Origin of the sequence: Mesorhizobium sp. AR02, from assembly GCF_024746835.1 — a bacterium.
Lineage (GTDB): Bacteria > Pseudomonadota > Alphaproteobacteria > Rhizobiales > Rhizobiaceae > Mesorhizobium.
This window is the reverse complement of sequence record NZ_CP080531.1, coordinates 6,598,377-6,623,480: the sequence shown is the minus strand read 5'-3', so window position 1 is coordinate 6,623,480 and position 25,104 is coordinate 6,598,377. Positions and strand designations below refer to the sequence as shown.

At 61.3% G+C, this 25,104-nt stretch carries 27 protein-coding genes; 11 read left to right on the top strand and 16 right to left on the bottom strand.

Annotated elements, in window-relative coordinates; genetic code table 11:
• Positions 1–15: 15 nt before the first annotated feature.
• Positions 16–1,371: a hypothetical protein gene (locus DBIPINDM_RS36230; protein ID WP_258583742.1), complete on the bottom strand. Its 1,356-nt coding sequence runs from the start codon at positions 1,369–1,371 to the stop codon at positions 16–18.
• Positions 1,372–1,434: 63 nt separating this feature from the next.
• On the opposite strand from DBIPINDM_RS36230, the gene DBIPINDM_RS36225 reads away from it, so the two are divergent.
• Both DBIPINDM_RS36225 and DBIPINDM_RS36220 read left to right on the top strand, forming a co-directional pair.
• A complete protein-coding gene (locus DBIPINDM_RS36225; protein WP_258583741.1) occupies positions 1,435–1,614 on the top strand; it encodes a hypothetical protein in 180 nt (59 codons plus the stop codon).
• A 99-nt stretch (positions 1,615–1,713) separates the two neighbouring features.
• Entirely contained in the window at positions 1,714–2,283 is a 570-nt protein-coding gene (locus tag DBIPINDM_RS36220; protein ID WP_258583740.1) for a DUF3299 domain-containing protein, read from the top strand.
• Positions 2,284–2,289: 6 nt separating this feature from the next.
• On the opposite strand, the gene DBIPINDM_RS36215 is transcribed toward DBIPINDM_RS36220, so the two are convergent.
• The 4 genes from DBIPINDM_RS36215 to DBIPINDM_RS36200 form a co-directional block, all read right to left on the bottom strand.
• On the bottom strand, positions 2,290–2,781 hold the full coding sequence (locus DBIPINDM_RS36215; protein ID WP_006205209.1) for an Lrp/AsnC family transcriptional regulator: 492 nt from the start codon (positions 2,779–2,781) through the stop codon (positions 2,290–2,292).
• A gap of 108 nt (positions 2,782–2,889) precedes the next feature.
• Positions 2,890–3,564 (bottom strand): uracil-DNA glycosylase family protein, encoded by a 675-nt coding sequence (locus tag DBIPINDM_RS36210; protein WP_258583739.1) that lies wholly within the window; start codon positions 3,562–3,564, stop codon positions 2,890–2,892.
• Positions 3,504–4,115: a glutathione S-transferase gene (locus DBIPINDM_RS36205; protein ID WP_258583738.1), complete on the bottom strand. Its 612-nt coding sequence runs from the start codon at positions 4,113–4,115 to the stop codon at positions 3,504–3,506. The genes DBIPINDM_RS36210 and DBIPINDM_RS36205 overlap by 61 nt, the downstream gene beginning before the upstream one ends.
• 33 nt (positions 4,116–4,148) lie before the next feature.
• Positions 4,149–4,769, bottom strand: a complete 621-nt coding sequence (locus DBIPINDM_RS36200) for a thermonuclease family protein (protein WP_258583737.1) — start codon at positions 4,767–4,769, stop codon at positions 4,149–4,151.
• 76 nt (positions 4,770–4,845) lie between these two features.
• Between DBIPINDM_RS36200 and DBIPINDM_RS36195 the strand changes: the two genes are divergently transcribed.
• The gene (locus DBIPINDM_RS36195) at positions 4,846–6,366 is read left to right on the top strand and encodes a sensor histidine kinase (protein ID WP_258583736.1); all 1,521 of its coding nucleotides are present in this window, start codon (positions 4,846–4,848) and stop codon (positions 6,364–6,366) included.
• 32 nt (positions 6,367–6,398) lie between these two features.
• Here DBIPINDM_RS36195 and DBIPINDM_RS36190 read toward each other — a convergent pair whose 3' ends face one another.
• The gene (locus tag DBIPINDM_RS36190; RefSeq protein ID WP_258583735.1) at positions 6,399–7,397 is read right to left on the bottom strand and encodes a nicotinate-nucleotide--dimethylbenzimidazole phosphoribosyltransferase; all 999 of its coding nucleotides are present in this window, start codon (positions 7,395–7,397) and stop codon (positions 6,399–6,401) included.
• A 197-nt stretch (positions 7,398–7,594) separates the two neighbouring features.
• On the opposite strand from DBIPINDM_RS36190, the gene DBIPINDM_RS36185 reads away from it, so the two are divergent.
• Positions 7,595–7,825, top strand: coding sequence for a DUF1289 domain-containing protein (locus DBIPINDM_RS36185; protein WP_258583734.1), 231 nt, complete (start codon positions 7,595–7,597; stop codon positions 7,823–7,825).
• Between the two features lie 111 nt (positions 7,826–7,936).
• Complete coding sequence (locus DBIPINDM_RS36180; RefSeq protein ID WP_258583733.1) at positions 7,937–8,644, top strand: TIGR02281 family clan AA aspartic protease; 708 nt, start codon at positions 7,937–7,939, stop codon at positions 8,642–8,644.
• Positions 8,645–8,646: 2 nt separating this feature from the next.
• Here DBIPINDM_RS36180 and dusA read toward each other — a convergent pair whose 3' ends face one another.
• From dusA to DBIPINDM_RS36165, 3 genes are all read right to left on the bottom strand, one after another.
• On the bottom strand, positions 8,647–9,645 hold the full coding sequence (gene dusA / locus DBIPINDM_RS36175) for a tRNA dihydrouridine(20/20a) synthase DusA (RefSeq protein ID WP_258583732.1): 999 nt from the start codon (positions 9,643–9,645) through the stop codon (positions 8,647–8,649).
• Between the two features lie 28 nt (positions 9,646–9,673).
• A complete protein-coding gene (locus tag DBIPINDM_RS36170; RefSeq protein WP_258583731.1) occupies positions 9,674–10,105 on the bottom strand; it encodes a hypothetical protein in 432 nt (143 codons plus the stop codon).
• Between the two features lie 452 nt (positions 10,106–10,557).
• Positions 10,558–11,130 (bottom strand): TetR/AcrR family transcriptional regulator, encoded by a 573-nt coding sequence (locus DBIPINDM_RS36165; RefSeq protein WP_258583730.1) that lies wholly within the window; start codon positions 11,128–11,130, stop codon positions 10,558–10,560.
• A gap of 178 nt (positions 11,131–11,308) precedes the next feature.
• Here DBIPINDM_RS36165 and DBIPINDM_RS36160 point away from each other — a divergent pair, with 178 nt between their 5' ends.
• Positions 11,309–11,707: a tautomerase family protein gene (locus DBIPINDM_RS36160; RefSeq protein WP_258583729.1), complete on the top strand. Its 399-nt coding sequence runs from the start codon at positions 11,309–11,311 to the stop codon at positions 11,705–11,707.
• Between the two features lie 233 nt (positions 11,708–11,940).
• On the top strand, positions 11,941–12,318 hold the full coding sequence (locus tag DBIPINDM_RS36155) for a Rid family detoxifying hydrolase (protein WP_258583727.1): 378 nt from the start codon (positions 11,941–11,943) through the stop codon (positions 12,316–12,318).
• Positions 12,319–13,894: 1,576 nt separating this feature from the next.
• Here the strand turns inward: DBIPINDM_RS36155 and DBIPINDM_RS36150 are convergent.
• Complete coding sequence (locus DBIPINDM_RS36150; RefSeq protein WP_258582558.1) at positions 13,895–15,088, bottom strand: IS91 family transposase; 1,194 nt, start codon at positions 15,086–15,088, stop codon at positions 13,895–13,897.
• 3 nt (positions 15,089–15,091) lie between these two features.
• On the bottom strand, positions 15,092–15,997 hold the full coding sequence (locus DBIPINDM_RS36145) for a tyrosine-type recombinase/integrase (protein WP_258582557.1): 906 nt from the start codon (positions 15,995–15,997) through the stop codon (positions 15,092–15,094).
• A gap of 635 nt (positions 15,998–16,632) precedes the next feature.
• On the opposite strand from DBIPINDM_RS36145, the gene DBIPINDM_RS36140 reads away from it, so the two are divergent.
• Entirely contained in the window at positions 16,633–16,848 is a 216-nt protein-coding gene (locus DBIPINDM_RS36140; protein WP_258583726.1) for a helix-turn-helix transcriptional regulator, read from the top strand.
• A gap of 147 nt (positions 16,849–16,995) precedes the next feature.
• Here the strand turns inward: DBIPINDM_RS36140 and DBIPINDM_RS36135 are convergent, their stop codons facing one another.
• The 4 genes from DBIPINDM_RS36135 to DBIPINDM_RS36120 form a co-directional block, all read right to left on the bottom strand.
• Positions 16,996–17,532, bottom strand: a complete 537-nt coding sequence (locus DBIPINDM_RS36135; protein ID WP_258583725.1) for a hypothetical protein — start codon at positions 17,530–17,532, stop codon at positions 16,996–16,998.
• Positions 17,529–18,128, bottom strand: a complete 600-nt coding sequence (locus DBIPINDM_RS36130; protein WP_258583724.1) for a cytochrome b — start codon at positions 18,126–18,128, stop codon at positions 17,529–17,531. The genes DBIPINDM_RS36135 and DBIPINDM_RS36130 overlap by 4 nt, the downstream gene beginning before the upstream one ends.
• An 86-nt stretch (positions 18,129–18,214) precedes the next feature.
• Entirely contained in the window at positions 18,215–19,207 is a 993-nt protein-coding gene (locus tag DBIPINDM_RS36125; protein WP_258583723.1) for a haloalkane dehalogenase, read from the bottom strand.
• A gap of 17 nt (positions 19,208–19,224) precedes the next feature.
• Complete coding sequence (locus DBIPINDM_RS36120) at positions 19,225–19,863, bottom strand: FMN-dependent NADH-azoreductase (protein ID WP_258583721.1); 639 nt, start codon at positions 19,861–19,863, stop codon at positions 19,225–19,227.
• Positions 19,864–20,008: 145 nt separating this feature from the next.
• Between DBIPINDM_RS36120 and DBIPINDM_RS36115 the strand changes: the two genes are divergently transcribed.
• Positions 20,009–20,923, top strand: a complete 915-nt coding sequence (locus tag DBIPINDM_RS36115; RefSeq protein ID WP_258583720.1) for a LysR family transcriptional regulator — start codon at positions 20,009–20,011, stop codon at positions 20,921–20,923.
• A gap of 649 nt (positions 20,924–21,572) precedes the next feature.
• The gene (locus DBIPINDM_RS36110; RefSeq protein ID WP_258583719.1) at positions 21,573–22,895 is read left to right on the top strand and encodes a calcium-binding protein; all 1,323 of its coding nucleotides are present in this window, start codon (positions 21,573–21,575) and stop codon (positions 22,893–22,895) included.
• Between the two features lie 697 nt (positions 22,896–23,592).
• Here DBIPINDM_RS36110 and DBIPINDM_RS36105 read toward each other — a convergent pair.
• On the bottom strand, positions 23,593–24,033 hold the full coding sequence (locus tag DBIPINDM_RS36105; protein WP_091582685.1) for an Lrp/AsnC family transcriptional regulator: 441 nt from the start codon (positions 24,031–24,033) through the stop codon (positions 23,593–23,595).
• 137 nt (positions 24,034–24,170) lie between these two features.
• On the opposite strand from DBIPINDM_RS36105, the gene rocF reads away from it, so the two are divergent.
• Complete coding sequence (gene rocF / locus DBIPINDM_RS36100) at positions 24,171–25,103, top strand: arginase (protein ID WP_258583717.1); 933 nt, start codon at positions 24,171–24,173, stop codon at positions 25,101–25,103.
• The last annotated feature ends 1 nt before the right edge of the window (position 25,104 follow it).

Sequence of the window (25,104 nt, the reverse complement as noted above, 5' to 3'; positions counted from 1 at the left end):
ATTGGACATGCCGCTCTATTGGCGTAAGCCGTGCACGCCGAGTTCCTTCCATATCCATTCAAAACTGTAGGTGGTGATGGGATGGATCGGATCGGGTTGCTTGGCACTCTGGTTCTCCAGATATTTAAGCCAATCGACGACCTTTCGGCGACCGGCCGGAGTCTTGGCGGCCTCACGCGGTGTTTTGTTCCCCAGCAATCTCACCGGTTGATCAAGAGTTTCCAGATAATGCCGATCCAGGAATTCGTGAATGCTCTGTTCGGCGACTTCCGGCGGGATGCCCGATGACGACGTTTCGACACCATTGCGTGGCCGTTCGGCCATCATCTGGTCGACAGTCCTGATTTCGGTCAAGGGCGTCCGGACAAGATCGCCGAGAGCCTGTTGGATCAGGGCCGTCCCTTCTGCCGCCCGCGCGGCTGAATTGGCGGACAAATGCAGGAAACGGCCCTTCATCTCGACATTGCCCAGCACGAGCAAGCCGTTGTCCATCGTCGTGAAGCGTGCAGTTGTCTCCGTCGTTTTTGGCTTGCCCTTGCCTTGCTGCGCCCCTTCCAACCAGTTCCAGAATTTCGCATCTGATTGCGACAGGGCTGGAATGGTGTTCAACCGGGTGACGACGTCCCCCTCTTTCGCGCCAGATGCCAGGGGAAAGCGGACGTCGTGGAATACGATTTCGTCGCCATCGTTGTTTTGCAGCGATGGCCTCGTCATCATCCTGCCGAGGGTATCGAACAACCACGCCAGAGTGAACATGGATGCTACCGCCTGCAACTCTTCATCCTCCAATGCAGGCAGCTTCTTTGCGTTTCTTTTGCCGAACGTGCCCCGCAACCCTTCAAACAATGTCTCGGTAGCCTGCGGCGTGAACGGCAAAACGCCGCCCGCGAGAATGTTCTTTCCCATGACAGGTACGATCCGCGCGGCGATCTTGTCCCACTGTTTCAACGTCTTAGTGGCCGTGCCCTCGCTAACACTAATCGGCTCACCTCCGCGAATGAGATCGCGCGCCGTGAGAGATTGCCCCGGAACCACGTTGCTTATCTCATACAAGCTCATGGTGGAGGTGCGTAGCGCCATCATATAAGCTTTGGATTGCGCACTTTCCTTCCAGCCCCGGCGTTTGACATAATCATCGACGATGTTGCTGGGTTGGCCCTCGAAATCCTGGGTCAGGAAATCCTCGAAGGCACAGCCCCAAAGGGTCATTGCCCAGACCTCACCGAGGACATCGGCGAGGTCTTCGAATTCGATCTCGCAGGCATCAAGGGCTGGGCCGAAGTGTTCGTCCAGCACCTCCTCGAAGCATCCGCGCCATTCGTCACGGTCAAGGAATTTCATCAGCCCTTTGAGATCGTGGCTGGCTGGCATGGTGGTTCTCCAGATTCCGGCGATGGTCAGCTACGGCGGACGGGGTCGTTGCGGAGACATCTTATGGACGGTTCCTATTTCTGCTCCGCCATCATGGTCAGGCAAGATATTTTCGGCGATTTTCCACGATTGTTCGTCAAGCTTCCTACAGAGGCAGTTGATCGCCTTAATGTGTCGGAGCAGGATCCAAGCGCGGTGCATGTCCGGATCGAGCGGCGCGAATTGCGTGCAGAGCAAAAGTGAGCATCCACGGCATGGCATGGTCTGGCATCTGCCAAGGATGTTTTCGAATCACGACGGTTTGACTCGCTCCAGACGGCAGACTGGCCAAGAATGGAACCCATGAACGATCGCTTCAAACCAAGTGTAGTCCTGGCTGCAGTATTGAGCGTTTCCGCCGCCGCCAATGCCTCTGCCGACACCGCGCACATCTTCTGGAAGGATTTGCGCCCGGCGACCCAGGCGGTTGCCGAAGACGCTGGCCTGCCGATGATCGCGGCAAAATTGCCCGATCATGGCGAGACGCTGTCCCTCAGCCTGCAGGATAGAACCATACAATTAGCCGGCTATGCATTGCCGGTCGATCGCGACGGCGATCTTGTCTATCAGTTCCTGCTGGTGCCGTGGACCGGCGCGTGCAGCCACATGCCGACGCCGCCGCCCAATCAGATCGTGCTGGTCACGCCAGCCCATCCCTACAAAATGTCGCAGGCCTACCAGCCGGTCGCCGTCACCGGCGCCCTGAAGCCGGACAAGGAGAAAAGCCAGCTGTTCATTCTCGACGGCGTCAGCGTCATCCAGTCCGGCTACAGCGTGCGCAAGGCTGAGGTGGTTGGGGTCGACACCGTGCCGGACACCATCACCCTGCCGGTGAACTCGCCCTGGAGTTTCCTCAACAAGAAAAAGAACTAATCGCGTTTAGGCCGCGTTGGCACCCGATTCCTTGTCCAGTACCATGTAGTCGAGCGGGATTTCGGTCGTGTATTTGATCTGCTCCATGGCGAAGGACGACGACACGTCACGGATCTCGATCTTGGCGATCAGCCGCTTGTAGAAGGCATCATAGGCGGCAATATCGGGAACCACGACGCGCAGCAGATAGTCGACGTCGCCGCTCATGCGGTAGAACTCGACCACCTCGGGAAACTCCTGGATGACCTCGGAAAACCGCCGAAGCCATTCATGACTGTGCGAATTGGTGCGGATAGACACGAAGACGGTGACCCGCACATTGACCTTCTCATGGTCGAGAATGGCGACGCGCCGCTTGATGACGCCCTCCTCCTCGAGCTTCTGGATGCGGCGCCAGCAGGGCGTGGTCGACAGGCCGACTTTCTTGGCGACATCGGCCACCGCGAGTGTCGCGTCCTCCTGCAGGAGGCGTAGAATTTTTCGGTCAAGGCGGTCCATTAGAGGCTCCTAGGGGAATAGTTTGTCTATATTCCCCTTTATTCAGGGCTTTCACAAGAAAGAAATTCTGCCAATCACTGTGAAAGCGAGTGATTTCTTGCTGAATGCCTAGCCGATGCGATAGCGGATTTCCGAGCGCAGGAAAGGCAGCAAATCCATTTCAAACCACGGATTCTGCTTCAACCAACCGCTGTTGCGCCAGGACGGATGCGGCAGCGGCAGCACTTTCGCACCCACGGAACTCTCCCAGATCATGCGCCAGCCCATCACCGTTTCCGTCAGCGAAGGGCGGCGCGCGGCGCCCAAATGCCAGGACTGCGCATAGATGCCGATCGTCAGCACCAGGTCGATCCGCGGCATCAGCGCCATCAAGGGCGTGCGCCATGCCGGCGCGCATTCGCGCCTTGGCGGCAGATCTCCGCCCTTGGCATCCTGGCCGGGAAAGCAGAAACCCATCGGCACGATGGCGAATTTCTCGATGTCGTAGAATTCGTCGCTGGTCACACCAAGCCACCTGCGCAAGCGGTCGCCGGAGGCATCGGTGAACGGCATGCCCGACAGGTGCACCTTGGTTCCCGGCGCCTGGCTGGCAATCAGGATGCGGGCGCTGGACGATGGCCGCAGCACCGGCCGAGGCTCGTGCGGCAGCGGTTTGCCGACGGGATTTTCGACGCAGATGCGGCAGGCCCTTACCTCTGCGGCAAAACTGTCGAGTTCCACGCTCAAGCGGCGGCACTCGGCCGGCTGGAGATCGCCTGATGCCAACGAAGAACATTGGTGCATTCCTCCGGCACCTTGATGCGGGCCGGTTTCATGAAGTCGACCGCGATCAGGCCGGTGATATCGGCAATCGAATAGCTGTCGCCGGCGACGAATTCCCGGCTCGCCAACTCGTCGTCGAGGATTTTCAGGAATGCGACCGCCTTCGGCTTGTTGGCCTCGCCCCATTCGGGGATCTGCGGGATTTCCCATTCCTTCATGGCTGGATGGATATGGCGAAAGGCCTGAGCAACGCAACTGAGCAGGTTGAACTCCATCCGTCGCTGCCACATCTCGACCTGCGCCTTGCCGAGCGCGCCACGCCCGAACAGGGCCGGCTCTGGATGCAATTCCTCGAAGTAGCGGCAGATGGCAACGGATTCGGTGATGACGGTGCCATCGTCAAGCTCCAGCACCGGCAGGCGTTGCAAAGGATTGCGCGAACTCACCGTCTGGCCCTTGTGCTCCAGTGCCCCCATGTCGACGGACACCAGCGGAACCGTGATCCCCTTCTCGGCGAGGAAAACGCGAACCCGCCGCGGGTTGGGCGCCCGGCCGCCATCGAAGAGCTTCATTCGATCCTCCTTTTCCTTCCCAGCCAATGCACTTCACCAGAAGCGAAAAATCTCCCGCACGGCGTCGCCGATCGACGCCAGCGTGCCGTGCTTTCGCTCCACCACCTCGCCGTGATGACTGTCGCGCCAGTCCTGCGGCTGATCGAATGTACCCGCCCAGATACCGACCTTTGCCGCGCGGGCAGTCGCCTCCTCACTTTCGAAGTCGCCATACGAAACGGCCCAGCCTGCTTCGACCTGGGCGCGGTTGAGGTCGGTGCCGCCGGCCTTGCAGTCGCCGAGCAACCGGCCATAGCGATCCCGTTGCCAGCCGCTGCAGGTGACCGGCCTGCCGGCGATCAGGCGCACCAGCGATTGGCGCGCAAGCGTGCCACAGGCATAGTCGGCGCCGTTTTTGCGGCAGGTCTGGGTGTATTCCGGGGCGTCGATGCCGCGCATGCGGATGCGCTCGGTGCCGAGTGTGATCGAATCGCCGTCATTGATGATGGCGACACCTTGCGTCTGGCGCGTCTCCACCCGATCGAGGCGCGCCGCCAGCAGGATCAACAGCCCCAGAATGATTGTCGTAAGCCCATAATCCAGAAGCCGCCGCCACGGGCTCCTGGGCACCGGTACGTACCGTCGGCGCGATCTCGGCGACCAGGAACGGCTCATATGGCAAACGGTTGGTTAATCATTCGAACGTAGCTTAACACCTTGAAACCGCTGCACGTATAAATTGAAGCTTTTGATGCCCTTGCAACGCTCGAACACAGCGGACAAGTTCATTGTGGACCGCAGGAAACGGCATCGCAACAGCGATGTCGCGCGCGCGGTGCGCAAGACGCGCGACCGTCTTTCGCAGCAGGCCGGCAATCCCGATTTCGACCGCGAATTGTTGAAACTCCACGCTCGCGCCATGACAAGCGGCGCCGTGGTCATCCCGCTGCTTGTCCTGGCGATCGCAGCAGTCGGTCGGCTCGCCGGCGTCAGCAACGAGATCGGGCTGTGGGCGCTGTTCACGCTCACCTGCTATACGATCGTCGCCTTCATGGCGCGGCGCATCGAGCGTACGGAAGCTTCTGAGCTCAACCCCTTGCAAACGCGACGCGAATTCCTGGTCGGCCATTTCCTTTGCGGCCTCGGCTGGGCCTGGTTCGTCTTGCTGGGCTGTGGCGCCTGCGAGGTCGACCAGTTCCAGGTGGTCAAGGCAGTGGTGCTGCTGTTTGCCATGGCCGGGACAGCTCTCATGGCCTCATCGCTCAGCGGCGCGCTGCTGGCGACCTTTGCCGTACCGGTGGCGCTCTATGCCTATGTCGGCACCAAGCTGTGGATGCCGGTCGAGGCGATCATGGCCGCGCTGCTTGTCTTGTCACTGCCTTTCTTCGCCTATGTTGCCCGCCACCTCAACCGCTCCTCGCTGATGCTGTTGTCGTTCCGCTCCGAAAAGGACGCGCTGATCGCCGAACTCGAGACGGCGAAATCGATGTCGGACGAGGCGCGGCGGCGAGCCGAGGACGCCAATCTGGCAAAGTCGCGGTTCCTCGCTTCGATGAGCCATGAATTGCGCACGCCGCTCAACGCCATTCTCGGCTTTTCCGAGGTGATGGCGAACGAAGTGCTGGGGCCGATGAGCAATCCCACTTATCGCGACTACGCCCATGACGTGCATGATTCCGGCCAGCATCTGCTCGACCTGATCAACGAGATCCTCGACCTGTCGCGCATCGAGGCCGGCCGCTACCAGCTCAACGAAGAGCCGGTGATGTTGCTGAACATCGTCGAGGATTGCTGCCACATGATGGAGCTGAAGGCGCGCAACAAGGATATCCGTCTCGTCCAGGATTTCGAACAGACATTGCCGCGGTTGTTCGCCGACGAGCGCGCCCTGCGCCAGATCACGCTCAACCTTTTGTCCAACGCCATAAAATTCACCGCCACCGGCGGCGAAATCCGCGTCCGCGTCGGCTGGACGGCGGGCGGCGGGCAATACATTTCGATCAAGGACAATGGCCCCGGCATTCCCGAGGACGAGATACCGATCGTGCTCTCGGCCTTCGGCCAGGGGTCGATCGCCATCAAGAGCGCCGAACAGGGCACCGGCCTCGGCCTGCCGATCGTGCAAGGGCTGCTTGCCATGCATGGCGGCGAATTCGAGCTTCATTCCAAGCTGCGCGAAGGCACCGAAGCGATTGCCATCTTCCCGCTGAGCCGGGTGATGGAAGAGCTGCCGGCGCTGCCGACCGCGGCGGTGGCGGCGCGACGGCGCTAGCGGACCTCGTCAGCGCCCGGTATGCTTCGTGCCTAGCCCCGAACAGCCGCCGCCATGCCCGAACTGGTCAGCGCCGCCGCCCTGACCAGGCCTGCGCCAAGTGCTGCCCCTGCCCCTTCGCCGTGGCTTATGCCGAGGTCAAACAACGGGCGCAGAGCAAGCATCTCGGCAGCCCTGGCGTGCGCGGGCTCCGGCGACAGGCTGGCGAGAAGACAATGGTCGAGCGCTGCAGGGTTCGCGGCATAAAGCACCGCCGCGGCTGCTGTTGCCGCAAAGCCGTCGAGCAGCACGGGAATCTTCTGCATCCGTGCGGCGAGGATGGCGCCGGCGATCGCTGCGAACTCGCGGCCGCCGACCCGGCGCAGTACCTCCAGCGGGTTGTCGAGATGGCCGTGGTGAAAGGCCAGCGCCGCATCGACCACCTCAGCCTTACGCGCCTGCATCGCCGCATCGGCGCCCGATCCCCGACCGACCCAGTCGGCACCCCTGCCCCCGAACAGCGCCGCAAACAGCGCGGCGGCGACGGTGGAATTGCCGACGCCGAGATCGCCGAGGCAAAGCAAATCGGTGCCGCCGGCGATCGCTTCCATGCCGAAGGCCATGGTCGCCGCGCAACCGCGTTCATCAAGCGCGGCGTCATCGACGATGTCGCCGGTCGGGATGTGCAGGGCAAGATCGAACACTTTCAGCCCGAGATCGTTGGCGATGCAGATCTGGTTGATCGCCGCACCGCCGGCTGCGCAAAGCTCGACCGCGTTAGCGGTTGCCGCCACCGGTCGCGGCGAAATGCCGTGTCTGACAACACCATGGTTGCCGGCAAAGACAGCCATTAGCGGCCTTGTCACGGCAGGCGGAGCCCGGCCGCTCCAGGCGGCAAGCCACGCGGCGATGTCCTCGATGCGGCCGAGTGAATGCGCTGGCTTGTCGGTTTTGGCAAACAGCGTGCGCACGCGCGCTTCGGCTTTGAGGTCGGCTGCCGGCAGATTGTCGAGCAGGTTGCGAAAATCGTCGAAAGGCAGTGCGCTGGTCATGTCGTGAGCAATCATTCCTGGATTTGGTGAGCGGCATAGCCGCGTTGCGTGATCGGCACAACCTCTCCCAAACATCCGCCTTGATTGCCGCAAAGACGGCCTGGGAAGGCGCGATCGCGAGGGCTTGCATTGGCTTTGCCGTTGCACCATGTGGAGATGGAAGAGCGGAGTCCGCACGGATCCCTCGAGAGAAAGTCATGACGGTCATCGAATCCCCCTGCATCCTTGTCTGTTCGATCGACATGAAAACCGGCTTCTGCTTCGGTTGCGGCCGCACGCGCGAGGAAATCGGTGCCTGGATGGGGATGACGCCGGAAACGCGCCGCAATGTGATGGCCGAACTGCCCGCCCGGCTGGAAACGGTCGAGCGCCGACCACGCCGGGAAACGCGCCGCACCCGCATGGCGCGCGAACGCGACGCACTCTAGAGCCGTTCACCGTTTCACGGAAACGGCGGACCGCTCCAACTCATTGTTTTAACGCAATTCCGGACGAAGAACCGTTCTACACTTTCCTGGAATTGCTCTAGCGAGGCACGGATGAGCAGTCGGCTGTTCTGGATTTTGATGGCGGTGATCGGTGTGGGAGCAGTCCTGCTCATGCTCAACGATTCCGCCGGCAGCACGCTTGGCGTCGAGAATTACGATTTCGGCCGGCTGATCTGGCTTGGCGCCTTCGGCGCCCTCATCGGCGCCGGCCTGCTGCGCTCGGGCCGCCCGCTGGGCGCCATGGCCCGCAACCTCGGTGCCTGGGCGGCAATCGTGCTCGCGCTGATCGCCGGCTACCAGTATCGCTACGAACTGCAGGACGTCGCCAGCCGGGTGACAGCGGGCCTCGTTCCCGGCAGTCCGCTGGCGCTTGGTATCGAAGACGGCCACGCCACGGTGACACTCGACAAGGCCGACAATGGCCATTTCGAAGCGCGCATCCTGGTCAACGGCAATCCGGTGCGGGCCGTTGTCGACACCGGCGCGACCAGCACGGTGCTGACATCGGAAGACGCGCAAGCCGCCGGCTTCAACCCGGCAGCGCTCAACTACACAATACCGGTTTCGACCGCCAACGGCATCGCGCGCGCCGCGGTGGTCAAGACCGATGCGGTGGCGATCGGCGGCATCGTGCGCAAGGACATGTCGGTGATGGTCGCAGCCCCTGGCATGCTGAGCCAAAGCCTGCTCGGCATGAACTTCATCGGCTCGCTGTCAGGCTTCGACGTGCGCGGCGACCGTATGATCCTCAGGGACTGAGATCAGGCCGCTTCGGCGGCCCTTCCACCGAATTCGACAGCCGCGAAAGCCGTCTTCAGTACGTCGGGCCCGGCACCGGGCCGGTTTGCGTCGGTCGACAGGATCTGGCGATAGCGACGCGCACCGGGCAAGCCATGGAACAGCCCGACCATATGGCGGGTGACATGGCCGAGCCGCCCGCCCTGCTCGATATGGCGTGCCGCATAGCCTGCCATGGCATCGATCAGCGCGGTGAAATCGAACGCCTCGGGCTTCGCGCCATAGAAGCCGGCGTCAACGCCAGCCAGAATGCCTGGTGTGTGGTAGGCGGCACGGCCAAGCATGGCGCCATCGACGCGATCGAGGTGCGACCGTGCCTCCTCAAGCGACTGAATTCCGCCGTTGATGCCAATGAATTCGTTTGGTTTTCTGTCCTTCAGCCGATAGACCCTGTTATAGTCGAGCGGCGGGATATCGCGGTTTTCCTTGGGGCTCAGCCCTTCCAGCCACGCCTTGCGCGCATGCACCCATAGGGCGTCGACGCCGGCCTCGAAAACGCCGTCCGCCAGCGCATCGAGCGCCGGCTCGGGATCCTGTTCGTCGACGCCGATGCGGCATTTGACGGTGACGGGTACTGCGATCGCAGCTTTCATCGCCGTGACACAGTCGGCGACGAGATCGGGCACCTTCATCAGGCAGGCGCCGAACGTGCCCGACTGGACGCGGTCGGACGGGCAGCCGACATTGAGGTTGATCTCGTCATAGCCGAAAGCTTCGCCAATACGCGCTGCTTCGGCGAGTTTTGCCGGATCGGAGCCGCCGAGCTGGAGGGCGACCGGATGTTCCGCGTCATCGAAGCCGAGCAGCCTCTCGCGCGCGCCGTGGATGACCGCGTCGGCCACCACCATCTCGGTATAGAGCAGCGCACGGCTCGTCAGCTGGCGATGGAAGAACCGGCAATGCCGATCCGTCCAGTCCATCATGGGTGCAATGGCCAGTCTATGCTCTTGATTTTTCAGCATTTTTTCTTTAACATCAAACCGTTAAACCCTACCGAGTGCACACGAATTTACGCCAGAATACGACCCTTTTCGCCACGTTTCGATCTCTCAGTGCACACGGAGCGCACACAAAAAAATGGCCACCTACACAAAACTCTCGTCCGCCCTCGAAGATCGCTCGCCGCACGTCCAGCATGGTCTCGATTGTCACGGCGAACACCGGATCGCAATGGTCGAGCAGCTCGCACACGCGTGCTTCGTAACTGCCGCGGCTGATGGCTCCCATCAACAATCCATAAGCCCTCAGCGACCCACGAATGTGGTTCTCGATGTCATAAGCTTGCGCTTCAACAGCTTCCTGCTGGTTAGAAGTGTACCCATTTTCTGCACCTCGACGGGGAGCAGCATGCCATGACCCGGCATGGAATGGTTCAGCCTTCAGCTGCAGGCACTCAGCCTCCGGCAACGGATCGACGCACATCTATGGTGATTATCGACTCCGACAGAGCCGCGCCCAGCCGCCCACCGTCCCGACAACACCGCGCGGAAGCGCAACGAAGCGGTCTGTCCGCATTCACCCCAGAGCTTGCCGACGGCGGTCGCGCCATCGCCGACATCTGCCGAAAATCGAAATCCCCATAGCCATCGCCTGTGGCCCGCGGGTTCCTTCCTCGGGGACTTTCGTACGCCTGCCGGCGCCCGAAACTCTTCACGAATACTGTCCGTCCGCTTTGGGTGCGACAGCTCGGAAGAGCGGACGTTGGGATACCGCTGGACGGGGGTGGTCCGCGAACTACCCAAGAGCGGAACTCCGTACCGGAGCCCCTCTGGGACCGCTCGGTCCCATGAGCCGCCTTCCATCGGCGATGATCGGTTGGTCGCCTTGCCGTGAATTCCTGCCCGTACTATGGCGTCACCCCGATATGGCGCCGGTCATAGCTGACCTCTGTTCAACAGGGATCGAGCCGCAAACCCAGCCGAGGTCGCATACTTGGCGTCACGATGGATCAAGATCTGACTGACCGCGCCGTCGATCAAGACCATAAGCGCGCGAGCGATTGTCTCGGCATCGGAATGGCCCTCTTCATTCACCATTTCCGATAGCCATTGTTCGCAGCGCGCCTTGTGGGTTCGCGCGGCCGTGAGCGCCGGATGGCCATGCATGTTGGCCAACTCGGCGGCCGCGCGCAAAAAGCCACAGCCATTCCATCGCGGCCCTTGGCTTGATCTGGCCAACTTTGAAAAAAACCGCGTCATCCGGTCGGCGACACTTCCCTCGCTGCCTGCCCACGCCTTGAAACGATCAACGGTCGGCCGATCGCGGGCATCGAGATAACAACCGATCAGATCGTCCTTCGATTTGAAGTGGTAATAGAAGGTCTTCTTCGTGACACCGGCCTTCTCGGCGATCGCATCCACACTCACGGCGTGCAGGCCCCGGCTATAGAAGAGCTCGTCAGCGGCAGCAACGATTTGATTTTTCGTGAGTAGGCCATCCCTCGGCATATTCGGCACCTCAAGAGCGGGTTGAATCCGCGGGCGCGGACCCTCGTTCGTGATTGTATCCGAATGCGCCCGAACCGCAATCTGAAACTACACTCACCAGTGAATTTATGTTCCACGACATCGGCGTAGATTGTTGATCAGCCGCCTTTGGCCTAGGGAACGAAACGGAGTGCGTGAGATGCCGCATGTTTTTGTCACCGTGATCGGGAATGCACCGACGCAAGAGCAGAAATCCGCCCTGTTCTCGAAGATCAGCAACCTCTTGGTCACCGTTCTCGGGCCAGCCCGTAAATTGACCCTCGTGTCGGTGCGAACCGAACCTGCCGAGAACTGGTCCGTCGGCGGGGACGAAGCCGAAGACGCGGGTCTTGTCGGTGTCGAGGCGGTAATCCGCACGGTCGCCGGGAGTTCAGTCGAAAACAGAGCACGGATGATCGGCGAAACGACGACCGTGCTGCGGGAGGTTTTGGGGACTCCGATCCTGCCGCTTTTTGTCGTCATGGAGGAAATCGCCCCCGAATCCTGGGGCTATGACGGCAACACGATCGCCCAAATTCGGGCGGATAAGAACAAATGACGCCAAGAGGTGCGGCGGCGTCCCGGGACGACAGCTCATTACCTTCGAAGCAGCCTCACATACGTTCGGACAAGAAAGACGGTGGTGATGGCGATTGACAGCAGAATGCTTGCTTTTCGAACGAGAACGGGCGGAGCGCGGATCCGGGAGCTTCTTTCGGAAAGATCGCCGGAAAGCGGCCGCATCGATGATCGCAATACCGACGATTTTAACCTTGGCAGGAGATCAATGACATGCGTCGAGAGATAATCACGACCGACCGGATCGCTCCGTCGGTAGGACCCTTTTCCGCCGCTGTGCGTGCTGGAGATCTACTTTTTCTCAGCGGCCAGGTCGCGCTTGATCCAGCGACCCGCAAGCTCGTCGCCGGCGACATCGGCGCTCAGACCGAGCAAATATTCGCCAACATCTCAGCCGTGCTGGAAGCCGCGGGGAAGTCCTTCGACGACGTGATGAAGACCACCGTCTACCTCGCGGATATGAAGGAATTCGGCGCGATGAACACGGTTTACGCGCGCTATTTCCAGACACCATATCCGGCCCGGACAACGATTCAGGCTGCCGGCCTGCCGCTCGGCGCCGCCGTCGAGATCGAGGTCGTGGCGAGATAGGCGCAAGTGATGCGGAACGGGCGAAACCTGCGAGAACAGACTCGGTTCGAAGACCACCTTCGGCAGTCCAAAGCGCGACGTACATGGCGCCTCATGGGACTTTCCGGACCTGTTCGTTGGCCTCGCAGAGCGACCGCTCACCGGCCGAAAGCGGAACCTCGCCCCTCTCCTCCCGAGAGCGCGGAACACGCATGACGGTGTTTTGGGTGCGAGCCGCGATCGCATCGCGGTGTCTCCGCTGGACGTTATCATGCGGAAGACGAGATCGAAATCCTCACCCGGAACGGCTCCTCCGATGAGGGCCTCGGCACGCGCCAGGTCGTCCGGATGGACGGCGCTCAGAAGCGTGCGCGCCGTGAGCTTCGTTCCAGGATCGACCTCCCACATCCGATAGGTCTCATCGGACCAATTGTGCTCATCGGCCTCGACGTCCCAGGTGAAGCTGCCCGTCCGGCTTATGCGCTGAGCCTCGGTCAGATACTTGGTCACGCGGACCCGGTCGTCGATGTCGATGTTCATGCCGCACCAGCGCGGTGGGCAGCCCGGTGCGGCAGGCATTGGTGAGGGACGGAACAGAAACCAGCGGTACACGCCATCGTGGCGTCGCAACCGCGCTTCGTACTCACCCCCCGTCCTGACGCTATCATATTGCTCCAGGCTTGGAGTATTCCTGCCGCATCGTCCGGGTGGAGCGCCACTATCCAACCAAGGCCGGCCGCCTCTTCAAAAGTCATACCGGTATAGTCGAGCCAACCCTTCCCTAAGTACTCGGCGCGGCCGTCTGGATGAGCCGTCCAGACAAGTCCTGGCAACGCGTCGATGAGAGGGCCGAGGTCGAACTCCATGTGCGTTTCCGGACGTCCGGGGCGCTTGATCGCGCTGAGATGGCTGCCTTGTCCATAGCACCTTGGTGTCGGTTTCCCACCCTTCTGACGAGCCTCCTGCGATAGCCGTCTGCCGGGATACGAATGCTGGGGTTGGGCGTCCTGGCAAAGACCGACAATAGACTATCAACGCTGAAGAAGTTGGCATAGATAAACCCTTGTCAAAGTCATCCGGCGCCGCTTTGGCGGCAAAAACCGGCTTCTCTCAAGATGGAAGTCCTGACCTGCGCGCACTTGGCACCGTTGGCATTGAGGTTTGCAACCTGTAGAGGATGCGAGGGCATCAAGGGCGTTGAGAACGCTATGCGCTGCTCCCTCGCCACCGGGCACTCCAGGCCGAATAAGAAAAGTCTGCTTTCGAGTTATGCGCAAACTGACTTCAACAGCCGGCATGCTGAAGGGTTTCGGGTGCCGAGAGGCGTACGAAAGCCTCTCATGCAGGAACCCGCGGGCCACAGTTGATGGCTATGGGGATTTTAGTTTGCGGCTGATGTCGGCGACGGCGTGACCGCCCCCGTTAGGCGACGCGGTGGACACGGACGGACCGCTCAGTGAAGCCTCCGCACAGCCTTGTAGCCTCTGCGCGCAGGCGGACGGGGCCCTGCGGGCCTCGCTGAGCACCATGGGCGCGCGTGGGTCCGTCGCCGCAGGTTGAGCGCCTGTGGCTGGAGGCTGAATCAGACCATGCCGGGTCATGGAGCGGTCTCCCGGATCGGTGCCGATGCGTTCGGAGGTCCGCGCGGCTGCCTCCTCCACCGTTCGAACACCTCGATGACGATCATGCGTCCGCCACAGCAGGAGCATGGCGGCCGGAAGTCCTCTGGTTCGGGTGTGTGGTCATCGGACGGGGCAGCGACGCCCAGCAGTTCGCGGGCGCGTGCGAGGCTGGCCTTGTGGGCGGAGCCGGCGAGCAGGCCATAATGTCGGATGCGATGGAAGCCGCGCGGCAGGACGTGGAGCAGGAAGCGGCGGATGAACTCATCTGTGGCGAGCGTCATGACCTGCTGCCGGTCGGTGCCGTCGCGGCGATAATCCTTGTAGCGGAAGGTGACCCCAGCCTCTTCGAAGGCGATCAGGCGGCGGTTCGAGATCGCAACCCGGTGGGTATAGCGCGACAGATAGGCGAGCACCGCCCCGGGACCGGCGAAGGGCGGCTTGGCGTAGACCACCCAGCGCTTCTTCTTGACGGGAGCCAGGTGGCGTAGGAAGGCCCGACGATCGGCGAGGTGCGCCGCCGATCCGAAGAAGGCGAGCCGACCGGCGTCGTGCAGCGCGACCAGTCGGGTCAGGAACAGACGGCGGAACAGCTTGCCCAGCACTCTGACTGGGAGAAGGAAGGCCGGCCGCGACGATATCCAGCGTGACGCGTCCGGCGTGATGCCGCCGCCCGGCACGATCATGTGGACATGAGGATGGTGCGTCATTGCCGAGCCCCATGTGTGGAGCACGGCGGTGATGCCGATGCGCGCGCCGAGGTGCTTGGGATCCGCCGCGATCGCCAGCATCGTCTCCGATGCCGCCTTGAACAGCAGGTCATAGACCAGCGCCTTGTTGTGGAACGCGATGACGGCGACCTCGGCGGGCAGCGTGAACACGACGTGGAAGTAGCCGACTGGCAGCAGGTCGGCTTCGCGCTCGGCGAGCCATGTACGCGCGGCCGCGCCCTGGCACCTGGGACAGTGCCGGTTGCGGCAGGAGTTATAGGCGATCCGCCATTGGCCGCAGTCCTCGCAGGCCTCGACGTGACCGCCGAGCGCCGCGGTGCGGCAATGCTCGATCGCCGACATCACCTTGAGCTGGATGAGGCTCAGGTGACCTGCATGGGCGGCCCGATAGGCGGGGCCGGCAGCACGGAAGATGTCGGCGACCTCGACAGAGGTGCGCACGGCTCAGCCGGGCGGCGTCTTGTGTTCCATCAGCGCCATCAGCCGGTCGAGCGGCCCTGCGACCGCATGGATCGTCCGCGTCGAGACCTTGGTGTAGAGCGCGGTGGTATCGAGCTTGCTGTGGCCAAGCAGCACCTGGATGACGCGGATGTCGACATCCTGTTCGAGCAGATGAGTGGCGAAGCTGTGGCGCAGCGTGTGCGGGCTGACGCGCTTGCGGATGCCGGCGACTTCGGCTGCTTCCTGGACCGCGCGATGCAGTTGCCGCGACGAGATCGGCGCCGTGCAGCTGCGCCCTGGGAACAGCCAGCCATGCGGGAGCATCACCCCGCGCCGCCTGCCTTCGCGCCACCACAGCCGCAGCAGTTCCAGAAGTTGCGGCGAGAGCATGGCGTTGCGGTCCCTGCGTCCCTTGCCCTGTTCAACGCGGATCAGCATGCGTGTGCTATCGATGTCGTCGACCTTGAGGTGCGCGACCTCGGACACGCGCAGACCAGCGCCATAGGCGACACCGAGCGCGGCCTTGTACTTGATGCCTGGCGCCGCTTCGAGCAGCCGCGCCGCTTCCTCCACGCTCAGCACGTCGGGCAGCTTGCGCTGATACCTCATAATCACCAGCGCGCGCGCCAGATCCCGCCGCTTCAGCGTCACGAGGAACAGGAACCGCAATGCCGAGACCGCGCCATTGATCGTCGCAGGGCCGACGCCGCTCTCATGCTGATGCAGCTGGAATCGGCGGATGTCCTCAGCCGTCGCAGTGTCCGGCGAGCGGCCAAGGAACACAGCGAAGCGCCGGACGTGACGAACGTAGTCCTGCTGGGTATGGGAGCCCAGGCCACGCATGAGCATGTCGTGCTGCATGCGCTGGCGAAGCGGAGAGATTGGTGCATCGGTCGACAGGGTAGCCATGGCGAGTTCCTCGTTGAAGGGAACTCCATGGTCAGATCGACGCCTCTACCCGCTCAAGTCAAATGCCTGTCGCGCCATCTCAGGTCGAGGCGACCCTCCCGCGAAGCGGGTTCGTGCATGAGGCGCAAAGCTGCCGTTCAAAACGTAGCGCACATGAGGGTTCGTGCTGACGCGCTATCAGGCGCACATGCCAGAAGTCGATGCCTTCAAGCTATCCAAAAACCAAATCTAATGTCCCACTTTGTCCATGAGCACCCGCAATTCGGGCTGAGGTGCGACCCAGAAAGTTCGAAAAGCTTCCAGGAACCCCAGCCAAACTGGATGCTCAGCGAATAGCTTGCTTCCGCGAACTTCCTTCTATTGCCACCGCAGTTATTGCTTATATAAGTAAATCAAGCATCTGCCTGAGGGCATCGCACGCGTCACCTAGTTTCCAGTCGCAGTTCCACAACATCAGAGCCGCTTTTGGCCATGTTAGGCCTGGACATGTATCCGTGCGACACTTCCATCCGTCCCATAGCAATGCACCTGATGCCATGAACGAACGTGAGGAGCAGTGCGCCTAACTTCTAAGTGTGGCGCAAAGCGCTTGGTGGTTCGTTGCCGCTACCAACGATCGAAGGAAGGTGTAGCTGATGGATCGAGTCAGGTTTCTAACCCCGGATGAGGTCGCGGAACGCTATCGTGGGGAGATTTCTCCGGGCACATTAAGAAACTGGCGCTCAATGCGCGTCGGGCCGAGTTTCGTTAGGATCGGCAAAGCTGTTCTCTACCCCATTGCAGAGTTGGACGCTTGGGACGAACAGAACCGTGTTGCTTGTCGTGCGTCAAAGCGACTCATTGAGCCCTAGGATGATCGACGGTGACGGTCTCGTTGGCACATCCACCACCTGCCCCAGTTAGCGGCACAAGTGTGCAGGCAGCGTCAAAACTTACTGAACATATTCAATATGATACATGTTTCACCGGGTAGTGCGCTGTTAGTTTTCAGGAATTTCTCATATCGAAAGCCGTCGAGCGATTGATGTCCGCGCTACGCTATCGATGGCTTGGCCCCGTCTCGCGAAGAGCTGCCAGACGATCAGCGTTAGGCTCACGACCAGCAGCGGGACGTAGAAGCCGAGGATCAGCCAGGTGACGCCGCTCGCCGCGCCCATCAGACTTTCATGAATCCCGCCGCGAATGTTGAGGAAGGTGTCGACGATCGTCTCGGCAGCGAGCAGCCAAGCCAGCGGAATTGCCAGACGCACCCAATAGCGAAGCGCAGCTATCGTGGCGAACGCAATGACCGCGCCGGCGACATCGCCGACGACGATCTCCATGAGCCCGCCATCGGAGATCGGAAAGCCGGCTTTTTGAGCCGAAACCGCCTGCAGGGCGACATACCGGAAGACGTGAATCCACAGCAGCACAGTGAGCGCCTCGGCGCGCCCGAGGGTCCTGAGCCAGGGCGCCACGTACCATATCGCTATGGTCCCGAAGACGATCAGGCTCAGCAGCTGCGCGCCGGCCTGCGCGGGTTGCAAGAAGTTCATGATTGCACCTTTGAGGATGGCTGATTGGGAGCTGGTGACGTTGGAATGGTCGCCGCCGCGATGACGCGTTTGCCGAAGAACATTCGCCTCAGCAATTGGTCCTTTAGAAAGAAGGTGTGATAGAGCGCGCCGGCGACATGCAGCGCGATCAGCGCCATCAGCATTCGTGAAAATACGTAGTGAAAGACGCGCGGCGTGAAGGCCCAGAAGTCTGGCGGCAAGGAGCCATGGCCGCCGAACACGACGGCCGGCAGATTGGCCTCCAAGGCCATGATGATGCCGCTGCCAGCCATGCCGAACACCAGCGGGTAGAAGAGCCTGTGCGAGGCCCAGGCAAGCTTGTTCAGCAGCGCATTGCCGGACGACGCCGGCGCAGGGTGTGTGGTGCGCGTACGAACCAGCAATCGCACTAGCATTAGCGTCAGGATCAGGACGCCAGCGGTCATGTGCTGCCGCAGCGCGTCGATCTTCATCGGATCGCTGTTCGGGATATTGACCAGCACTAAGGCGCCGAGCGCCAAGGCGGCAATGACCATCAAAGCCAGCAGCCAATGCAACCCAACCAGGAGCGGGTGATAACGAGAGACTTGGGTCATGTTCGGTTCTCCTAGAGATGAGCCGCATCAGGCTCGCTACGCCGTGTCGGCGCGTCGCCGATTCAATGCAGGGGCAATTGCTCCTGCTACGGCCGCAGGCTCGTCACGAATTCGGCCAGCGCTGTCCCGATTTGATGGGGTGAATCCTCTTGAAGAAAATGCCTGCCCCTAACGGTGACCTCTCGCTGGTTCGGCCAAGTTCGGCAGAATTCGCGGGTGCGACCCGTCATGATTGCGCCGGGTTCGCCCACGATAAGAAGCTTCGGAATTGCGCTGCGAGACAGAAATGCCCCCGAACTCTCGACGATCCCCGTAACATCGGCGGGTTCGCCGCCGATCGGGATTTGTCGCGGCCATACGAGCGTCGGGAGCCGAGCTTCCCGCTCGAGAAACGGGGCACGATAGGCGGCCATTTCTTCGTCGCTCAGCTTCCGAAGAACACTTCGCGGCAGTATCGCCTCCACGAAGAAGTTCTCATCAAGGATCATGTGCTCGCCCTTTTCCGAGCGCAATGCTCGGAAAATGTCGCCGGCCTCGCCGAAATCTTCCCAGCGCCGTGGCAAGGCGATGGCCTCCATGTAGGCGATCGCCTTGATCTGGTCAGGGAAGCGGGCCGCGCGATGAAAACCGAGGGCCGAGCCCCAATCATGAACGACCAGGGTGACGTTCTTCGTGAGGCCCAAGGTGTCGAACCACGCATCCAGATAGCGCGTATGGTCGAGGAAGCGGTAGGCCTGCGTCGGTGATTTTCCGGACTGACCCATTCCGACCAGGTCGGGCGCCAAGCAGCGACCGTGTTCGCTGACGTAGGGGATGATATTCCGCCAGAGATAGGAAGAGGTCGGATTGCCATGGAGGAACACGATCGGATCGCCCTGGCCGACCTCGACGAAGCTCATCTCGGTGTCGAGCACGCCGACACGTCGCCTTGGGTGAGGATCGGTCGCGCTGATCTGGGGATCCGCAATCTGTGGGTCTGTCATTGAAAACGCTCCTGTTGGAAAGACTTGCCCGAGAACCGCGCCTAGCAGTGCCTGCGAGGGTTTGTTGGCGGTTCGCTGTGAAAGGGTGGTCGCCATTGAACGATCTCCACGCGTCAAGCAGCGCGTTGGAACATGTCCGCGAGTTGGGCGTGCGCGGCCGTGATGGCGCGCTGGCGCGGCTCCGGCCCCATCGCGAGGCCTTCCGCGCGGATGATCGAGAAGTCGGTAATGCCAAGAAAATTGAAGACCAGTCGCAGGTAGGCTTCCTGGAAGTCCATCGCCTGTCGCTCAGGCGTCGCGTAGACCCCGCCCCGCGATGACACGATCACAACCCGCTTGCCGCCGGCGAGGCCGATGGGGCCCGCCTCGGTATAGCGAAAGGTGCGCCCCACCTGGACGATGCGGTCGATCCAAGCTCTGAGCTGGGTCGAGATCGCGAAATTGTACATCGGCGCGCCGATAACGACCGCGTCAGCGGCAAGAAACTCCTCGATAAGCACCTCGGTCACACCGATCTCATGACGCTGATGATCCGTGAGCCGGCTCGGATCGAGCCCTCCTGCCGCCAGGATTTCGCCGGAGAGGTGGGCAGGCGGCTGAGCGCCAAGATCGCGATAAACGACGGTGACGGTCGCGTCAGCGCCGCACCATTGCTCGACGAGCGCCGCGGACAGCTCCCGGGAAACCGAATGATCGGCGAGCACGCTGGAGTCGATGTGCAGCAGCGTTTTCGGACGGCTGGATTGAAGCATGACCAATTCTCCTGGGAGATCACCGCTAAAGCCATCGCGGAAGAACGATGGGTGCGAAAGCGATCTCGTATGGCGGGAGATGGTGCTATATGTTTGTTTCGACAATCCGGTATTATCCGGATGCCCTAGTCGGAGGAACCGATCAATGCGAAAACTTGGCTTCGCTGAAATGAACTCTTTCGTGGCAATCGCCGAGCGCTCCAGCTTTGCCAAGGCGGCAAGTCACCTGGGCATTTCGCGCTCGACACTCAGTGAGACTATCCGCGGCCTCGAAGAAAAGCTCGGCGTCCGGCTGCTCAATCGGACGACCCGCAGCGTCGCCTTGACGGAGGTCGGCGAACGTCTGCTGGCGGAGCTGCGGCCGGCGCTTGACAGCTTTGAAGCGGCTGTGGAGTCCATCAATGTGTTCCGCGACAAACCGGCAGGAAATCTTCGGCTCACCGTTCCACGCCCAGCAGCAAAAATGGTGATCGAGCCAATCCTCGCAAAATTTCTCGCGGCGTATCCTGCCATCAGCCTGGAGATAATCACAGACAGCGCGCTGACCGACATCGTCCGCGATCGCTTCGACGCCGGCATCCGGCCCGGTCATCGCCTTGAGCAGGACATGATCGCTGTTCGCGTAGGCGCCGACGCGCGTCCCACGATCGTCGCCTCACCCGATTACTTGCTCCGGCACCCCCGTCCAAAGATTCCGGCAGATCTCCAAGGACACAACTGCATCCGCCAGCGCTTCGCCAGCGGCGCCATGCATCGCTGGATGTTCGAGAAGCGAGGGAAGAGCCTGGAGGTCATTGTCAAAGGATCGCTCACCGTCAGCGACGATCTTGCAATCCCCGCCGCCCTTGACGGCGTCGGGATTGCTCGCCTGCCAAGTTGTTTGGTCGACACTCTCATTGAGCAAGGGCGGCTGGTTCCCTTGCTGGAAGATTGGGCGCCGCGCTCGGTGGGGTTCTATTTGTACTACCCCAGTCGGCGCCAAACGCCCGCGGCCCTCCAGGTTCTCGTCGACTTCTTACGGGCGCATGCGTTGGACGGCAGCGACCCGAAGTCTGGATGAACGGGCATGAGACCGACCGCCACCCGAAATGAAGATAATCACGCAATCCTGCTTGTGTTCCAGGGGCCCGAGATCGGGTCCTCCACGGCGCGACCGAACGAACGGCACAGATCGGTTTCTCCGACCAGGTCATGCTAGCCGGTGCAGTCAGGCGATTGACCCTATGGCCGCAACAAACAGCGTGATCGCCATAACGGGACCCCATACAGCGGCACACTGCCTGGAGCCAGAGCTGGTTTGCTTTCCTCCGACATTTCGATTCACTTCCCGCTCGTATCATCCATGGCCCCGGCCCTTCCAATGTTGATGGTGATCTCGACCGCGCCGGCCTTTTCGAAGTTGAGCGTGAGCGGGAAGGCTTCACCCACCTGAAGCTGTCGTTTGAGCCGCATCCTCAAGTGAACGCCGCCCGGCTTGAGGCGTCGAGTCCTGATGCGCGTGCAGCTGTCGAAAGTTCCGTGCCGCCATTGATGCGAAGGTAGAGGTACACGCGTCCGCGATCCTTCGCTCTCGCACACAGCACCTATCCTGTGGCAATTCCCGTCTACGATCAATGATTCTGTCAAAGAGTGCCTGTATTTGATTGTACGCTATTGTACGTTTTCAGCTAGGCAGGCACGGGGCTATCGAATCCGACGAAGGAAATTGGATGGCCACTCTCCATTATGCATCAGGCGGATCAGCGACGGACGTCGCAACCGCCGGATTCAATCTTGTCGATGTTTCATCCGTGGACGAACTCAACGCCTTGCCGGCCGGCACGAAAGGTCTGGTCTGGCTGAATGAAGCCAATGGCGCAACCTCGTCCTTTATCCAGAAAGTCACGCCCTTCATCGGCAATCCGAAGGCGTTTGGCTTCTTCCTCGTCGATGAGCCGGATCCGACGGGCAAATGGGGGACCTATGCCACTGCCGCGAATCTGAAGGCGGAATCCGACTGGATCCACACAAACCTGCCCGGCGCCAAGACCTTCATCACCATGATGAACATGGGGTCTTCCGCAAATCCCGATTTTTCAAACACCTACAATCCCGCCAACACGCATATCGACTATTACGGCGTGGATCCCTACCCGGTACGGACCGGCACAAGCACGGTTGACTACAACATGATCGACAGGAGCGTGGCCGCGGCTGTCGCCTCCGGCATCCCGGTCAGCCAGATCGTTCCGGTTTACCAGACGTTTGGGGGCGGCAGTTTCACAACCGATACGGGCGGCCAATATGTCCTTCCCAGCGTCGCCCAGGAACAGACCATGTTGGACCACTGGGCCAAGGTGGCGCCATCGCCCGCCTTCGACTATGCCTATGCCTGGGGTTCTCAACAGGGTGACACCGCGCTTGGCAACTCACCGGCATTACAAGCCTTGTTCCAGCAACATAATCTCAGCAGCGCCGCAAGCGCCCCCGCCACCCCTCCCCCGAGCACCTCTGGTGCCGCCAGTACTCCAAGTACTCCTAGCACTCCCAGCACTCCCAATACCCCCAGTACCCAGGGGAGACCTGGCACCGCTAGTACACCGACCACTCCAGTTGTCGCCTATCCCAGCGATGGTACACATCATCACACCAACGGTGCCGATTTGATCCACAGAACCGACGACGTCCATCATGTCGCCAATGCCAGCCACTGGGTGACAGAGTCGGCCGGTGGCGGCGGGGGCTTAGGACTCGCCTCACTGGCCGATGTCGGCAGCGATGTCTTCGCATTCAATACTGCTCTTGCGGCCGGGAGTGCCGACCGGCCTACGGACTTCGGCGTCTCCCAACAAAAGATTCACCTCGACCACGCTTTGGGGCTGCACGCGGGCGCTCCGCCAAATGCCGCTTTCTTCGCCGGCATGGGCACGCATGATGGTAGCGACCATATCATCTATAACAGTTCGACCGGTGCGCTCTCTTTCGACAACCACGGCACCGGAGGTGCGCATCACATAGAATTCGCCCATTTTCCTGGTGCCTTTATGACTTGAAAGGGCCTTTAGAACGGCCAACATTGACCGAAGCCTCGCATATTACTCTTTGACCAAGTCTGTGGCCCTTGAAGAGCGTTCGAGAAGATGATTGGGCGCCTCTGCATGGAGCCGTCCGCTGGCGAAGGCGCGGGGGAACCGGACGCAAGCTCAGGTTTGCCGCACGACCGGGCATCGGGGCCTTTTCGCGACCAGCAGAAGAGCGTCCGAAAAGGGCTGCCGGCGACTCAGTCGAACGAAAAAAGAAGGGAAGCAGAACTTTCGTGTGCGATTTTTGCACACAATAGATCGTAACTAGCTGATTCTCTTTAAGTATCTGCCCCATCCATCATGGGTGCAATGGCAAGCTTTGCTTCCAACATGTCGTTCCGGCTGCCTTCCCAGGCAAAATCGTCGAATTGAGATCGGCCAAGGCGAGACCATTGCGGCCCTATTTAACTTATCTGTTGCTTCTTTCAACTGTCGGGCCTTATCGGATGCTGCCCATGGTTGGCTTCACTGAGCCAAGCCGTCGGTCTCCGCGGCTGCTGGATCAAGCGGGCGCCCAATTTTCACGTTGTTCCGTGCCAGAATTTCTTTCACGCTCTGTCAAAATGGCGCCGGGTTGAACCGTCTTTGGTGCAGCGGGGTTGTTTTAGCTGATGGGAGAGCCGCATTAAGGCGACTAGGCCGTCGATCCTTCTGCTAATCGCAAGAGCTAGGTCAGTCGTGCTCGCGTCGTGCGTGGCGTCGCCAGCAGTAGACTGGTTTCGCTGCCCGTTATGCCGGCTATGAGGCGGATGCGCCGTAGCACGGCATCGAAATCAGTCAGCGAGGCCGTGCCGAGTTCAACCACCAGATCCCATCGACCATTGGTGGTATGGATGGTCGAGACTTCGGGGAAACCACCCAGCGCCCGGACCACGCGGTCGGCGGCATGGCCCTCAATCTCGATGAGCATGATACCGCGGATGCGCTGATCGACCGCGTCGGCGCGCAGCACCACAGTGTAGCCGATGATCTCGCCGGATCGTTCCAGCCGCTCCATGCGCGCCCTGACCGTGGCACGCGAGACGCCGAGATCGACGGCGAGGTCCGATACGCTGCGACGCGCGTCATGCCGCAGCAAGGTCACGAGCCGTTCGTCCAGTGCATCCATGATGGGTTACCATTTTGATCAATTTCGCTGCCATTACGATAAACAATGCTTTTCGGATTGCCAATTCTGCCTGTTCATATCGCCGGCTCACCATGATCTCCTCGCGGTCATTCGAACTTGGCCAGCGGGAAAAACAAATGCGTTGTAAAATCGTCGGGGCGCCTGTGCAGGACGGCGCCGGCAGAATGGGATGCGAAATGGGTCCGAGTGCACTGCGGACTGCCGGACTTGCTGAAGTGCTGTCCGGCCTCGGTCACGCTGTCGAAGATATGGGCGCCATCCAGGCAACTCCGGCAAGGCGCATTGTACATGGCAATCTGGCACTGAAGGCCCTGCCCGAGATATCAGCCTGGACATCCGCGATTGCCCAGGCCGCCTACGCGGCGAGTGCGGACGCCATGCCGATCTTCCTCGGCGGGGACCATTCGATATCTGCTGGGACCATGTCTGGCCTCGCGCGCCGCGCCACAGAGGCCGGTCGCCCGCTGTTCGTGCTGTGGCTCGACGCGCACCCGGACTTCCACACGCTCGACACCACCGCAAGCGGCAATCTGCACGGTGTCCCGCTCGCTTACGCCAGCGGCCAGCCGGGTTTCAGCGGCTATTTTCCGGATCTGCCGGCAGCGGTCGATCCCAAGCGTATCTGCACCCTGGGCCTGCGCAGTGTCGACCCGGCCGAGCGCATCGCACTCAACCAGGCGGGCGTGACTGTGCACGACATGCGCGCCATCGACGAGCATGGCATCGCGCCGCTGCTGCGCGCCTTCCTGGCGCGGGTGTCGGCGGAAGACGGGCTGCTGCATGTCAGTCTCGACGTCGACTTCCTCGACCCTTCGATCGCACCGGCAGTCGGCACCACGGTTCCCGGCGGCGCGACGTTCCGCGAGGCGCATCTGGTGATGGAGATGCTGTCCGACAGCGGCCTCGTCTCCAGCCTGGACCTGGTCGAGTTGAACCCCTTTCTGGACGAGCGCGGGCGCACCGCGACGCTGATGGTCGACCTGACGGCGAGCCTGATGGGGCGCCGCATCATGGACCGCCCGACCCGCAGCCATTCCGGGAGCTTTTGAT

Coding starts and splice junctions, on each gene's coding strand:
- DBIPINDM_RS36120 (WP_258583721.1), bottom strand. CDS start 19,863: ATGCTTCAATCCAGCCGTCCGAAAACGCTGCTGCACATCGACTCCAGC.
- DBIPINDM_RS36115 (WP_258583720.1), top strand. CDS start 20,009: ATGCGAAAACTTGGCTTCGCTGAAATGAACTCTTTCGTGGCAATCGCC.
- DBIPINDM_RS36110 (WP_258583719.1), top strand. CDS start 21,573: ATGGCCACTCTCCATTATGCATCAGGCGGATCAGCGACGGACGTCGCA.
- DBIPINDM_RS36180 (WP_258583733.1), top strand. CDS start 7,937: ATGAGCAGTCGGCTGTTCTGGATTTTGATGGCGGTGATCGGTGTGGGA.
- DBIPINDM_RS36105 (WP_091582685.1), bottom strand. CDS start 24,033: ATGGATGCACTGGACGAACGGCTCGTGACCTTGCTGCGGCATGACGCG.
- DBIPINDM_RS36200 (WP_258583737.1), bottom strand. CDS start 4,769: ATGAGCCGTTCCTGGTCGCCGAGATCGCGCCGACGGTACGTACCGGTG.
- dusA (WP_258583732.1), bottom strand. CDS start 9,645: ATGCTGAAAAATCAAGAGCATAGACTGGCCATTGCACCCATGATGGAC.
- DBIPINDM_RS36135 (WP_258583725.1), bottom strand. CDS start 17,532: ATGAACTTCTTGCAACCCGCGCAGGCCGGCGCGCAGCTGCTGAGCCTG.
- DBIPINDM_RS36165 (WP_258583730.1), bottom strand. CDS start 11,130: ATGCCGAGGGATGGCCTACTCACGAAAAATCAAATCGTTGCTGCCGCT.
- rocF (WP_258583717.1), top strand. CDS start 24,171: ATGCGTTGTAAAATCGTCGGGGCGCCTGTGCAGGACGGCGCCGGCAGA.
- DBIPINDM_RS36140 (WP_258583726.1), top strand. CDS start 16,633: ATGGATCGAGTCAGGTTTCTAACCCCGGATGAGGTCGCGGAACGCTAT.
- DBIPINDM_RS36125 (WP_258583723.1), bottom strand. CDS start 19,207: ATGGCGACCACCCTTTCACAGCGAACCGCCAACAAACCCTCGCAGGCA.
- DBIPINDM_RS36160 (WP_258583729.1), top strand. CDS start 11,309: ATGCCGCATGTTTTTGTCACCGTGATCGGGAATGCACCGACGCAAGAG.
- DBIPINDM_RS36220 (WP_258583740.1), top strand. CDS start 1,714: ATGAACGATCGCTTCAAACCAAGTGTAGTCCTGGCTGCAGTATTGAGC.
- DBIPINDM_RS36145 (WP_258582557.1), bottom strand. CDS start 15,997: ATGGCTACCCTGTCGACCGATGCACCAATCTCTCCGCTTCGCCAGCGC.
- DBIPINDM_RS36185 (WP_258583734.1), top strand. CDS start 7,595: ATGACGGTCATCGAATCCCCCTGCATCCTTGTCTGTTCGATCGACATG.
- DBIPINDM_RS36205 (WP_258583738.1), bottom strand. CDS start 4,115: ATGAAGCTCTTCGATGGCGGCCGGGCGCCCAACCCGCGGCGGGTTCGC.
- DBIPINDM_RS36210 (WP_258583739.1), bottom strand. CDS start 3,564: ATGCACCAATGTTCTTCGTTGGCATCAGGCGATCTCCAGCCGGCCGAG.
- DBIPINDM_RS36225 (WP_258583741.1), top strand. CDS start 1,435: ATGGACGGTTCCTATTTCTGCTCCGCCATCATGGTCAGGCAAGATATT.
- DBIPINDM_RS36215 (WP_006205209.1), bottom strand. CDS start 2,781: ATGGACCGCCTTGACCGAAAAATTCTACGCCTCCTGCAGGAGGACGCG.
- DBIPINDM_RS36130 (WP_258583724.1), bottom strand. CDS start 18,128: ATGACCCAAGTCTCTCGTTATCACCCGCTCCTGGTTGGGTTGCATTGG.
- DBIPINDM_RS36155 (WP_258583727.1), top strand. CDS start 11,941: ATGCGTCGAGAGATAATCACGACCGACCGGATCGCTCCGTCGGTAGGA.
- DBIPINDM_RS36170 (WP_258583731.1), bottom strand. CDS start 10,105: ATGTGCGTCGATCCGTTGCCGGAGGCTGAGTGCCTGCAGCTGAAGGCT.
- DBIPINDM_RS36230 (WP_258583742.1), bottom strand. CDS start 1,371: ATGCCAGCCAGCCACGATCTCAAAGGGCTGATGAAATTCCTTGACCGT.
- DBIPINDM_RS36190 (WP_258583735.1), bottom strand. CDS start 7,397: ATGACCAGCGCACTGCCTTTCGACGATTTTCGCAACCTGCTCGACAAT.
- DBIPINDM_RS36195 (WP_258583736.1), top strand. CDS start 4,846: ATGCCCTTGCAACGCTCGAACACAGCGGACAAGTTCATTGTGGACCGC.